Genomic DNA, 12149 nt, shown 5'->3' with positions numbered 1-12149 from the left:
GCGGTCGAACCAGGCCGGCATCCGGGCGGACCCACGCCCCTGACTCTGCTCCGGTCCGGACCCGCCTCGCGATCAGGCCACCGCGGTGATCGCGCGGCCCCGGATCGCGCGGCGGGTCGCGCCCAGCGTCGCCGCTAAGGTCAGGAGCACCGCGATCGCGGCGATCAGCGGGAACGGCCAGGCGGGCACCGGTGGGGTCCAGTCGCCGGCGCGGGCGTAGCCGTACGGCAGGATCGTCACCACCGAGGCGAGCAGGCCGGAACCCACGCCGGTCACGGTCAGCAGGGCGCTCTCGGCGGCGACCATGGTCAGGGTCTGTCCGGGGGTGGCGCCGGCCAGGCGTTGGCGGGCGAACTCGCCGCGGCGACCGGCGGTGACGGCCAGCACCGTGTTGACCAGCATGATCGCGACGAACAGGGCGATCATGCCGACGACCACATAGTTCAGGGTCTGGATGCTCTTCTCGAGGCCGGGCCGCACCCGGCCCGCCGACGCCGTGTCCTCGATCGCCTGCATGGCCACCGTGGCGGTGCTGATGCCGACGAAGATGATCACCGGCATGACCGCCCCGGACAGGGTCGCGGCCTGCTGCCGGACGTTGATGACGGCCAGGTCGCCCGAGGCGCTGAGCCGGGGAACGGCCCGGGCGGTCAGCCGCAGCAGCCACGGCGCCAGCAGGGCCAGGCCGGCCGCGGACCAGATGGACGCCTGGCCGGCCGTCTGCATGGCCGCGGCGCCCTGACCCTTCATCACGGTCGCGGTCAGCACGCCGCAGGTCACGCCGGCGGCCAGGAGGACCACGGCGGCGATGACGCGGCCCCGCCCGCGGGCTGACCGGGCGGGGGAAGGCCGGCGGCGGGCGGCCAGCAGCGCCCCGAGGACCGAGCCCAGGACCGTGACCCCGAAACCCAGGCCGAGGGCGATCGGGCCGAAGGCGTATCCGACCGACGCGGTGACCTGCCCGGTGTCGGCGAGCAGGTCGAGCAGCACCCGGCCCAGGGCCAGGCCGATCGGCACGGCGACCGCGGCGGCGATCAGCGCGACCAGCACCGCCTCGCCGACGATCATGCGGGTGAGCTGGCCGGGGGTGGCGCCGGCCCGGCGCAGGACGCCCATCTCGGGCGAGCGCTGCCGCACCGACAGGGACATCGTGGACGACACCGCGAACACCACGATCAGCAGACACCAGCCGCCGGCCACCGAGGCCATCAGGATCAGGGCGTCGCGGCTGACCGTGTCGGTGGTGCCGGCCGCGGTGTCGAGCAGGGCGGCGAAGGTCATCAGGATCGCGGCGCCGAGGGTCGCGGACACGAAGGTCGCGACGAACGCGCCGGTGCGATGCCGCAGGCCGCTCAGCGCGAGGGCGACGATGATCATGAGACGCCCACCAGGGTGAGGCGCTCGGCCACGGCTGAGGCGGTGGGCTGGTCCATCCGGTCGACGACGCGGCCGTCGGCGAGGAAGAGCACGGCGTCGGCGTACGCGGCGGCCACCGGGTCGTGGGTGACCATCACGACCGTACGGCCGAAGTCGCGCACCGCCGCCCGCAGCAGGTCGAGCACCTCGCGTGCGCCGCGCAGGTCCAGCGCGCCGGTCGGCTCGTCGGCGAACACCACGTCGGGCTCGGCGATCAGCGCCCGGGCGATGGCCACCCGCTGCCGCTGCCCGCCGGACAGCTCGGCCGGCACGTGGCCGAGCCGGTCGCCCAGGCCCAGCCCGGCCAGCAGGTCGTGGACCCGGCCGGCCGGGACCCGGCGCCCGGCCAGCCGCAGCGGCAGCGTCACGTTCTGGGTGACGGTCAGCGCCGGCATCAGGTTGAAGTCCTGGAAGACGAACCCGACCCGCTCGCGCCGGAACCGGGTCATCGCCGCCTCCCGGGTGGCGGTCAGCTCGGTGCCGCCGATCAGCACGCGTCCGGAGGTCGGCCGGTCCAGTCCCGCCGCGCATTGCAACAGGGTGCTCTTGCCGGAGCCGGAGGGTCCCATCACCGCGGTGAACGTGCCGGCCGCGAACTGGGCGGTCACCCCGTCCACCGCGATCACGTCGCCGTCGTACACCCGGCGCAGGTCTTCTATGCTGACTGCATTCATGAGAACACCGTACGAAGATGCACCAGGGCCCGAAGTAGGGCTAACACCACGGTTTCTGGTGGCGGGATAGTGCACCGCACTAGTGCAAGGAGAACGCGTGGAGCCGCCGTACCGGAGGATCGCCGGGGAGATCGCGGCCCGCATCGCGTCGGGTGATCTCGCCGCCGGTGATCGCGTGCCGTCGACCCGGGAGCTGACCCGGCGGTACGGCGTGGCCATGGCGACCGCCACCAAGGTCATCGCCGAGTTGCGGTCCTGGGGCCTGGTGGACGCCCGGCCCGGCCGTGGAACCGTGGTGGCGCACGGCATCCCGGGCACCACGGCGGTGGCGCCGCGCCGGTCGATGCGCGACCTGGTGATCGAGGCGGGCATCCGGATCGCCGACGCCGAGGGGCTCGCGGGGCTGTCGATGCGGCGGCTGGCCGGCGAGGCGAAGGTGGCCACCATGTCGCTCTACCGGCACGTCGGCGACAAGGAGGAGTTGCTGCTGCTGATGATGGACCGGGTGTTCGCGACCAGCCCGCCCCCGGCGCCGTCGCCGGACGGCTGGCGGGCGAACCTCGAGGCGATCTCGCGGCAGCAGTGGGCGCTCTACTGCCGGCATCCTTGGCTGGCGCAGGCGTTGTCGTTCACCCGGCCGCAGCCGGCCCCGCACGCGATGGCCCACAGCGAGTGGACGCTGCGGGTGCTCGACGGGCACGGCCTCTCGCCCGACGAGATGCTGCTGGCCGCGGTCACGCTGGCCGGGTACGTCCGGGGGCACGCGCTGAACCTGGAGTCGGAGGCGCAGGCCGAGCAGGAGACCGGGATCAGCGGCGAGGAGTGGCTGGACCGCCAGGGCGACCGGGCGGCCGCGACGGTCACCGACGCCGGCTTCCCGCTGCTGGCCCACCACATCAAGGCGCCCGAGACCGACCTGGCTCTCGACCGGTTGATGGAGTTCGGTCTGCAGCGCCTGCTGGACGGGTTCGAGCGACTGCTCACCCAGCGTCGGATCACCTAGCTCCGAGCGCGCTTTCCACGATCGAACAGGCCTCGACGGTGTGTACGGGCCCTGTGCCGGCGGCCTTGCTGAGCAGGCGGCGGAACACCGCGCGCTCCTCGGCGTCGAGGTTGGCCATGGCCGCCTCCTCCGCCTCGGCCATCTGCTCGCAGAGTTCGGCGACCGCGTCGAGCCCCCGCGCGGTGGCCACGATGCGCCGCTGGCGGCGGTCGGCCGGGTTGGGGCGGCGCTCGACCAGCCCGGCCTCGACCAGGTCGTCGATCAGGTAGGTCATCATCGTGCGGTCGATGCCCAGCTTCGCGGCCAGCACGGCCTGACTGGGCGGCTCGACCTGGGCCACCTCGACCAGCGTCTGGTAGCCGCGCGCACCCTGCGGGAAATTCACCAGCTTAGGACCGGAGATCTCCGCGTACGTCCGCAGCACGGTCCCGAGGGCCGCGGCGAAGTCCGCTGTCGCGTTGCTCACCGCCCCATCCTATCTGTTGGACAGATCGTCTGCTAGGAATACTATCTAGCAAGACGACGATCGAGTATCCGGAGGATCGCATGGCGGTCGAGTGGGGCATCGCCCTCAGCCTGGCCCGGCACGGACGGGACGAGCTGCTCGCCCTGGCCGAGCGGGCCGAGGCCAGGGGGCTGGATCTGATCGTCCTCCAGGACGACGACGATGACGATGACGGTCAGGGGCTCGACCCCTGGACGACCGCGGCCTGGCTCGCCGGGCGTACCCGGCAGATCCCGATCGCGATCGAGCACGACCCGGCGGCGATCTCCGAGGCGATGGCGGCCAAGGCGGTCGAGAGCCTGGGCTTCCTGGCCGGCGGCCGGGTGCTCACCTCGGCGCCGGCCGGCGTCCAGGTCAGGCCCGCGTCCGAGATCGACCGGATCCAGGTCACCGAACGCGACCGCACCGGGCGAACCGCGGCCGTGCGGGCGAAGCGGCGGGCCGGCATCGCCTACGACGACGTCCCCGCGTCGCTGGCCGACGCGACCATCGAACCGGGCGATCCGGGCTTCCGCGGACGCCGGTCGACCTACATGCGTGGCGGTTCACCGGGCCTGATCCTCCAGCCCCGCACGCCGGACGAGGTGGCCGACGCGCTCCGCTTCGCGAGACGGCACCCCGATCTGCCGCTCGGCCTGCGCAGCGGCGGGCACGGCGTCAGCGGCCGCTCCACCAACGACGGCGGGCTGGTCATCGACGTCAGCCGGATGAACGACATCGAGGTGCTCGACGAGGCGACCCGGCTCGTGCGGATCGGCCCCGGCGCGACCTGGAAACAGGTGGCGGCCGAGCTCGACAAGTACGACTGGGCGATCGGTTCGGGCGACTACGGCGGCGTCGGGGTCGGCGGGCTGGCCACCGCGGGCGGCATCGGCTTCCTCTCCCGCGAGCACGGCCTGACCATCGACAGCCTGGTCGCCGTCGAGCTCGTGCTGGCCGACGGCACCCAGATCCGCGCCGACGAGACCCTCAACCAAGACCTTTTCTGGGGGGTACGCGGAGCCGGCGCGAACTTCGGTGTCGCGACCGCGTTCGAGTTCCAGGCGAGCGAGGTGCACGAGGTCGGGTGGGCCCAGCTCACCCTGGTCAGCCCCGACCTCGAGCAGTCGCTGCGGCAGTACGGGCAGGTGGCCCGCGAGGCGCCGCGGGACACCACGGTGTTCCTGATCGCCGGTCCGCCCCGGCAGGGCCAAACGGTGATCCAGCTGTACGGGGTGGTCGACTCCCCCGACCCCGACGTGGTGGTCGAGCGGCTCACCCCGTTCGCCGGGACCGGCCTGCTCGCCCAGCAGCAGGTGGTGCTGACCCGATACGCCGGCATCATGGCCGGGGCGGCCGACGTCGGCCCCGACGGTCACCACGGCCGGGGTGAGCCGATGGCCCGGTCCGGGTTCCTGCCCGTGCTGACCGACGAGTTCGCGCGCGACGCGGCGGCTCTGCTGCGTACCGGAAAGGTGTTCTTCTTCGCCCTTCGCCACATGGGCGGGGCGATCGCCGACACCACCCGGGAGGCAACCGCGTTCTCGCACCGTACCCCCGAATTTCAGGTCACCGCGATCGGCGCCGACCGCGACGGGCTCGACCAGGTCTGGGACCGCCTGGCCGGCCATTTCGACGGTCTCTACCTCAGTTTCGAGACCGACCCGCGGCCCGAGCGGCTGCACGACGCGTTCCCGCCGGACGTGCTGGCCCGGCTGCGGTCGCTGAAGCAGCGGTACGACCCCACACATCTGTTCCGCGACAACTTCTGGGTAGGAGAGAACTCATGACCGACTACGGGCACGATCTGCTGTTCGGCGCGTTCGTGACGCCGACCGCCCAGGACCGGCAGGCCGTCGAGCTGGCCGTGACCGCCGACCGGGCCGGGCTCGACCTGGTCACCTTCCAGGATCACCCCTACCAGCCCACGTTCCTCGACACCTGGACCCTGATGTCGTACGTCGCGGCGCGGACCTCCCGGATCCGGATCACCGGCAACGTGATCAACCTGCCGCTGCGGCCGCCGGCCGTGCTGGCCCGGGCCGCGGCGTCGCTCGACCTGCTCAGCGGCGGCCGGTTCGAGCTGGGCATCGGGGCCGGCGCCTTCTGGGACCCGATCGTCGCGATGGGCGGCCGCCGGCTCACCGCCGGGCAGTCGATCGAGGCGCTGGCCGAGGGGATCGGCGTCATCCGCGACCTGTGGGACACCTCGGCCCGCGACCGGGTGCAGCACGACGGCACGTACTACCAGGTCAGCGGGGCGAAGCGCGGGCCCAAGCCGGCGCATGACATCGGTGTCTGGGTGGGCGCGTACAAGCCGAAGATGCTGGCGCTGACCGGCGCGCTGGGCGACGGGTGGCTGCCGTCGATGGACTACCTGCCGGACGGCGTGGCGTCGCTGCCCGGCATGAACGCCCACATCGACGAGGCGGCTACCGAGGCGGGGCGCTCCCCCGCCGCCGTACGCCGGCTGATGAACTTCATGCGCTTCGACGGATCGGCCGAACGGCTGGCCGACCTGGCCCTGAACCACGGGATCAGCGGCTTCATCTTCGGCGGCGACGACGCGCGGTCCTACGAACGGCTCGCGGCCGAGGTCGCCCCCGAGGTCCGCGACATCGTCAAGCGTTCGCGTTCCTGACCGCGTCCCAGATCTCGACGACCGAGTGATAGGTGGCGCCGGGCGGCAGCCGGTCGAGGTCGGCCAGCAGGTCGTCCGGCGCCAGCAGGATCTCGGCGCTCCGCCGGATCGTGGCCCGGTCACCGGGCAGCGCCGCCGGCCCGATGTACCGGCCGAGCCGGGTGAGACCGTCCTCTTCCATGACCGCACCCATTCCCGCCGCGTCCCCCGGTAAACCGTTCGCCGTCCTCGTAAGGGTGACCCGCGCGGCGCGGAGTCCGTCAGTTTCGAGTGTTCCTCGAACGACGGGAGTGGATCAACGGTGGAGCGCGCACTCACGACGGCGGCGATCGACATCGTGCTCGGATACTTCCGGCGCACGCTGTTCCGCACGCCGGACCCGAAACCCGACCGGACCGCCGAACGGACGCTCGGCGTCCTCGACCGGCTGGCCCGGGACGACCCAGCGACCCACGCGGCGCTGGCGTCGTTGCGGGCCTGGCCCGACGACCCCGCCGCCCTGGCGTTGCTTTCACAGCGCGTCGCGGCCGGCGTCCAGCATCATCGGCGGTTCAAGCGAGACCTGAGCCGGAGCCTCGGCTCGACCGGGCCCGGCCCGCGGCGGTTCGTGGCCGCGGCCGGGCCGGTGCTGCTGGTCGTCGTCGCGGCCCTGGGCGGATGGTCCGGGGCCTACCTCCGCGGCCACACCACGCTGCTCGACGTCGAGACCACCCTGACCTCGGCCGACGGCTGGACCTATCGCGTGTCGGAGGCACATCTGAAGACGTCGCCGGCCGCCCCCGGCCGCCGGTACCTGTACCTCGACATCACGGTCGAGAACCGCCGCGACGACCGCGAGGCGCCGGCCATCGGTTTCCACTTCGCCCGCGAGGCGACGACCTTGGCGGCCGGCTGCGGGGCCCAGCAGACCGGCTGGTTCCGGCCGATCGTCCCCGGGTGGTGCGTCAGCCGTTCCGCCGGCCTCTTCGGCCGCGACCCGTCCTGTTCCGGCGGCCCGATCCCGGCGGGCGGTCGCAGCAAGGTCCGCTGCGTCGACGCCTACCTGGTCGACGACGGCTTCGACCTGACCACCCTCCGCGTCTACCACTCCGGAGGCAGGGTGACCGAGATCCCGACCTCGACCTGATACCCGAGCTCCGTCAGTCCCACCAGAACGACCAGTGGTCGCCGCGCACCTGTTTACGGGCAACGTCACCGACCTCACCGAGAGCACGTCGCGCCACACCTCGTCATGCCGGCCGCGCGGAACCTCGCCGCTGAGGAGCCGGACGCCGCCCGGGGTGATTGCCTCTTCGACGCCGGACAGCCCGGCCAGCAGCCCATCCACCAGTCCCACCCCTGCCCCCGTGAGGGTGGGGCCCGACCGGACTCGAACCGGCATCCTCCGCCTTGACAGGGCGGCGCGACTACCCCTGCGCTACGGACCCCACCTGCACCGAAGCCTACCGATCTCGATCAATCCGTTTGGGACGCCATCGGTGCGACCACCTCTGCGCCAACGGCCAAGGGATGTCTGACCAGCTCACGTGGCAGGCGAACGTCGACTTGGAACTCACCCGCATAGCAGGTGACGCGGGTGTGCGCGGCGGTCTTCGCCGAATTCGCCCGCGGTGACCGGCCGGGGTGGTCTCATGATCTTCGGCCAGGTGCGGATACCGCGAGGGGACACCGTCATGCGGTCCATGAGTATGCGAAGCAGCCTGCTGGCGTCGGCGGGGGTCGCCCTGCTGGTCGCGATGATCGTCGGCACGGTCGGGATCACGCGGACCAACGCGACCGCGGGCCGGGCGGAGGCGATCTACAGCGAGGCCCTGCGCCCGCTGGCGACGGTCAAGGACGTCCAGCAGTTGATCTGGCACGCGCGCTGGGCGAGCCTGTCGAACCTGACGGCCACCGACCCGGCCAAGGCCAGCGCGTACGCCGACGAGGCATCCGCCACCTACGACCTGGTCACCACCCGCCTGGGCGAGTACAGCACCCTGCCGGTCGGCGCCACCGAGCGCGCGGCGATGGAGTCCTTCCAGGCCACCTGGACGACCTACCTCGACCTGCGCAAGCAGTCGTCCGCGCTCAAGAACGCGGGCAAGATCGAGGAGTGGCAGCAGTTCCGCTCCAGCACGCTGAACCCGGCCATCGGCAAGGCCATCGAGGACCTGGACGCGCTGGTCGAGGTCTCCCAGCAGCGCGCGACCGAGAGCGCGGCCGCCGCCCGCGCGGCGGCTGATGAGGCCCGGACGGTGATCGCCATCGTGCTGGTCGCCGGGGTGCTCATGGCCGCCGCGTTCGCGATGATGGTGGGCCGGTCGCTGAACCGGCGGCTGTACGCCCTGCGCGACGTCGTCTCGGCCATGGCCGACGGCGACCTCACCGAGCGCCCGCCGGACCAGGCGTCGAACGAGATCGGCGAGATGTCCCGCTCGGTGCACCGCGCCGCAGCCCAGTTGCGCACCACCATGCAGTCCCTCGCCTCGATGAGCACCGGGCTCGCCGACCGCTCGGGTGAGCTGCAGCAGGCGAGCCGCACGCTCAGCGGCAGCACCGACCAGGCGTCGAACCGCGTCAGCTCCATCGACACCGCGGCCGGCGAGGTCAGCGCCGGCGTGCAGGCCGTGGCCGGGGGCGCCGAGGAGATGGGCGCGGCCATCCGGGAGATCGCCATGAGCGCGACCGAGGCCGCGCAGGTGGCCGCCAACGCGGTGGAGGTCGCCGCGGACGCCCGGCAGCTCATGACCAAGTTGGACGCGTCGTCCGGCGAGATCGACAGCGTGGTCAAGGCCATCACCGCCATCGCGGAGCAGACCAACCTGCTGGCCCTCAACGCCACTATCGAGGCCGCGCGGGCCGGCGAGACGGGCAAGGGCTTCGCCGTGGTCGCCGGGGAGGTCAAGGACCTGGCGCAGGAGACGGCGAAGGCCACTGAGGAGATCAGCCGGCGCACCGAGGTGATCCAGAACGACACCCGGGCGGCGGTCGAGGCCATCTCCGGCATCGGCGAGGTCATCGGGAAGATCAACGACTACCAGAACACCATCGCCTCGGCGGTGGAGGAGCAGAGCGCGACGACCCGCACCATGACGGGCGACCTCAACCGCGCGGCGGGCGGCACGTCGCAGATCAGCGGCGACCTGGCCGAGGTCGTGCAGGTGACCACGGCCACCCGCGACACGGCGCAGGCGACCGAGTCCACGGCAGCGGACCTTGCCGACATCTCGGGCCGGCTGCGCACAATGGTGGCCGCGTTCCGCTACTGAGGACACGCGGCCGGCTGACGACGCCGCCACCGCGCCGCTGCAGAACAGGGCGTTCCTGCGGCGGCCCGTGCGGTCCCTGGCCGCCGAGGCCGGCATCCGACAATTCCTCGACATCGGTACGGGGCTGCCGACGTCGCCGAACGTGCACGAGGTGGCGCAAGCCCCGACCGCCCCGACCGGCCTGCTGACCACCCAGCGATCATCGCCCGGTCGCCGTACCGGTGCGCGTCTACTCCGGTAACGACTCGCGCGCCTACCCGGCATTGAGCACTGCTGAACGGATCTTCGGCAACCGGCCAGCCCGGTTCTGAGGCACCCGGCACAGGGCACGACCAGTCTGCCTTGCCGGACCGAGGGGCGGACATTACGTCAGCACCGCATCCGCCCCAGTGAATTACGCGAGCGCCGTTCACGAACCGCCAAGAAGACCTGGACGGTTTCGATCCCGGTGTGCAGGTCCGGTCGACGGATTCGGTGGATCTTCGGCGTGGTACGGGCGACCGGCCCCTTATGCGCCGACGATGTCGCGGGTAACCGCGGCTTGTTCGGTGAGTACACCGCTGATCATGGTTTGGGTCTCGTTGATCCGGTCGACGATCTGGCCGATGCCGGCGAGGGCTTCGACGACGGTGGCCGCGTCGGTTTGGATCGCGGTGACCAGGTTGCCGACGTCGTCGGTGGCATGGGCGGTGCTCTGGGCGAGTTCTTTGACCTCGCCGGCGACCACGGCGAAGCCTTTGCCGAGTTCGCCGGCGCGAGCGGCTTCGATGGTGGCGTTGAGCGCGAGCAGATTGGTCTGTGCGGCGATAGCGGTGATCACCTTGACGACGTCGCCGATCTTGCCGCTGGACTCTTCGAGGCGCCGGACGGAGGCGTTCGCGTTGACGGTCATGGTCTGTGCCTCGACGGCGACGGTGGTGGCCTGCACGACGTTGCGTTCGGCTTCCTCGATCGAGGTGACCAGTTCCGCGCCGGCGGCACTGACCCGGTTGGTCTCCTCGATGCGTTGCATCGCTTCGGCGACCAGGAACACGGCGCTACGCAGCGCGTCGGCGCGGCCGGCGGACAGTTCGTCGAGGACCTCGGTGGTGAAGAAGTCCATGGTGCCGATCACGGCACCCCGCACGATCAGCGGCAGCGCCACCCCGGATTTCACCCCGGCGCGTTGCGCGGCGGGCGATCGGACACAATCCGTCAGCTCCCCCAGATCCCGCACGAACAGCATGTCCTTCTTACGCCAAGCCCGGCCGGCCAGCCCAACCCCTTCGGCGAAGCTGGCCTGCTCGGTGACCCGCCGGAACTCCTCACCCGCGGTGCCGGACTCCACCACGAAATGCAGCGCGTTGTCCCGGGGCTCGACCTGCCAATACGAGCCGTAGGCCCAGCCGAACTCCCGCCGGATGGTGTCCAACGCCCGGCGGGCCGCGTCCGCTGCCGAGGCAGCGGCCGACACCTCCCGCAGCACGGTGGTCACCGCGCCCGCGTCGGCCGTGGCCGCGGCCTGCCGCTCACCGTCCGCGAGTCGTTCCAGACTCTGCGACACCAGCCGACCGACCGCGCGCAGCGTGTCCAGCCGCTGCGGCGACGGATCCAACGTCTCGGTGGCGAAGAAATCCATCGTGGCGACCACGGCGCCGCCCTCGAACAACGGGAAACACACACCGCTCTTCACCCCGGCTCGCTGCGCGACCGGGGCCCGGACACAGTCGGCGAGTTCGCCGAGATCAGCGACGAATACCAGATCCCGGGCCCGCCACGCCCGCCCGGCCAGCCCCACACCTTCGGCGAACGACGCGGAACGGGTCACTTTCCGGAACTCCGAGCCAGCGTCACCGGACTCCGTCACGAACCGTAACGCCTTCTCGGCGCCGTTGACCCGCCAGTACGAGCCGTACGCCCAGCCGAAACTGTCCCGGACCGCGTCCAACGCGGCCTGTGCCGCGCCTGCGGTGGTGTCGGCGCCGGCCAGCGCGTCCAACACCTTCATAATCGCGGCGGTATTCTCCTGCGACTCGGATGCTATGGCCTGCGCCAGTGCCTGGCCCGCCGCGTTCTGCCCACCGAACCAGCCCATCCCGGCCCCCTTCGCCACACCATGGCGGATCCCGCCCGGCACTTCTCTCATCGGCCGAGAAAGCGCCGCCTGAGGATTAGCCCCGCCTTTACCGTGCGTGGCCGACGGAGGCCCGGTCAGTTTTCACCCGTCCGCGACCGACCAAACCCGCAGATCTCGCAGCTCAGAAGCAGAGAGCTGGTATACCGGATCCGCAGTAAGGACGGCCTTGGGTGAGCAAACCCGAATGCAGGGTCGCTCCGGGCGCCCGGCCGCTATCCAGTAGAAGGGGGTTCGCGATGTCGCCCGCCATCACCGAACTGACCGCTCATCGTCAGCGGCATCGGGCTGGCACGGCTGCACCACCAGCTCGTCCAGACTCTCTGCATGGCCGGAGTCATCCCCGACACGACTGCGGTCGCCTTAGTCGCGCGCACTGAGCAGGTCGACGCCGCCGCCGAACTGAGCGCCTACCGAGCGCATCTCACACCTGAGTAGGCCGCCCCAGTTCACCCGGCCCCGCGGCCAGACCCCCGCCATCGCTGCGGACATCGCACAGGAGAATGCCCACCGGGCTCTGCCGTGCAGCTGCGGGAGCCTACGCGAACGCCTGCGAGCGCGACGCGG

At 71.6% G+C, this 12149-nt stretch carries 10 protein-coding genes, 1 tRNA gene and 1 pseudogene; 6 read left to right on the top strand and 6 right to left on the bottom strand.

Features of this window, described 5'->3' with window-relative positions; translation table 11 throughout:
• Positions 1-72 precede the first annotated feature (72 nt).
• Positions 73-1377: an FtsX-like permease family protein gene (locus AB0M54_RS05995; protein ID WP_364469408.1), complete on the bottom strand. Its 1305-nt coding sequence runs from the start codon at positions 1375-1377 to the stop codon at positions 73-75.
• Complete coding sequence (locus tag AB0M54_RS05990; RefSeq protein WP_364320050.1) at positions 1374-2090, bottom strand: ABC transporter ATP-binding protein; 717 nt, start codon at positions 2088-2090, stop codon at positions 1374-1376. The genes AB0M54_RS05995 and AB0M54_RS05990 overlap by 4 nt, the downstream gene beginning before the upstream one ends.
• A 97-nt stretch (positions 2091-2187) precedes the next feature.
• Here AB0M54_RS05990 and AB0M54_RS05985 point away from each other — a divergent pair, with 97 nt between their 5' ends.
• A complete protein-coding gene (locus tag AB0M54_RS05985; protein ID WP_364320048.1) occupies positions 2188-3093 on the top strand; it encodes a TetR/AcrR family transcriptional regulator C-terminal domain-containing protein in 906 nt (301 codons plus the stop codon).
• On the opposite strand, the gene AB0M54_RS05980 is transcribed toward AB0M54_RS05985, so the two are convergent.
• A complete protein-coding gene (locus AB0M54_RS05980) occupies positions 3086-3559 on the bottom strand; it encodes a MarR family winged helix-turn-helix transcriptional regulator (protein ID WP_364320046.1) in 474 nt (157 codons plus the stop codon). The two genes, AB0M54_RS05985 and AB0M54_RS05980, sit on opposite strands and share 8 nt — an antisense overlap.
• 80 nt (positions 3560-3639) lie before the next feature.
• Between AB0M54_RS05980 and AB0M54_RS05975 the strand changes: the two genes are divergently transcribed.
• Positions 3640-5367: an FAD-binding oxidoreductase gene (locus tag AB0M54_RS05975; protein ID WP_364469406.1), complete on the top strand. Its 1728-nt coding sequence runs from the start codon at positions 3640-3642 to the stop codon at positions 5365-5367.
• Positions 5364-6218, top strand: coding sequence for an LLM class flavin-dependent oxidoreductase (locus AB0M54_RS05970; protein ID WP_364320042.1), 855 nt, complete (start codon positions 5364-5366; stop codon positions 6216-6218). The genes AB0M54_RS05975 and AB0M54_RS05970 overlap by 4 nt, the downstream gene beginning before the upstream one ends.
• Here the strand turns inward: AB0M54_RS05970 and AB0M54_RS05965 are convergent.
• Positions 6199-6399, bottom strand: a complete 201-nt coding sequence (locus tag AB0M54_RS05965) for a hypothetical protein (RefSeq protein WP_364320040.1) — start codon at positions 6397-6399, stop codon at positions 6199-6201. The genes AB0M54_RS05970 and AB0M54_RS05965 overlap by 20 nt on opposite strands.
• Positions 6400-6519: 120 nt before the next feature.
• On the opposite strand from AB0M54_RS05965, the gene AB0M54_RS05960 reads away from it, so the two are divergent.
• Positions 6520-7344: a hypothetical protein gene (locus AB0M54_RS05960; protein ID WP_364469404.1), complete on the top strand. Its 825-nt coding sequence runs from the start codon at positions 6520-6522 to the stop codon at positions 7342-7344.
• A 228-nt stretch (positions 7345-7572) separates the two neighbouring features.
• On the opposite strand, the gene AB0M54_RS05955 is transcribed toward AB0M54_RS05960, so the two are convergent.
• Positions 7573-7645: transfer RNA gene (locus tag AB0M54_RS05955), tRNA-Asp, on the bottom strand.
• 255 nt (positions 7646-7900) lie between these two features.
• Between AB0M54_RS05955 and AB0M54_RS05950 the strand changes: the two genes are divergently transcribed.
• Both AB0M54_RS05950 and AB0M54_RS05945 read left to right on the top strand, forming a co-directional pair.
• Positions 7901-9469 carry a methyl-accepting chemotaxis protein gene (locus tag AB0M54_RS05950; RefSeq protein WP_364469402.1) on the top strand — a complete coding sequence of 523 codons (1569 nt, stop codon included), beginning with the start codon at positions 7901-7903 and terminating at the stop codon, positions 9467-9469.
• A gap of 43 nt (positions 9470-9512) precedes the next feature.
• A pseudogene (locus tag AB0M54_RS05945) lies at positions 9513-9632 on the top strand (SAM-dependent methyltransferase); the annotation flags it as partial.
• Between the two features lie 345 nt (positions 9633-9977).
• On the opposite strand, the gene AB0M54_RS05940 reads toward AB0M54_RS05945, so the two are convergent.
• Positions 9978-11456: a GAF domain-containing protein gene (locus AB0M54_RS05940; RefSeq protein WP_364469400.1), complete on the bottom strand. Its 1479-nt coding sequence runs from the start codon at positions 11454-11456 to the stop codon at positions 9978-9980.
• Positions 11457-12149: the final 693 nt, after the last annotated feature.

The sequence above is a fragment of the Actinoplanes sp. NPDC051470 genome (assembly GCF_040682035.1).
Taxonomy (GTDB): domain Bacteria; phylum Actinomycetota; class Actinomycetes; order Mycobacteriales; family Micromonosporaceae; genus Actinoplanes.
The sequence above is the reverse complement of the archived record's forward strand: the minus strand, read 5'-3'. Positions and strand labels throughout refer to the sequence as shown.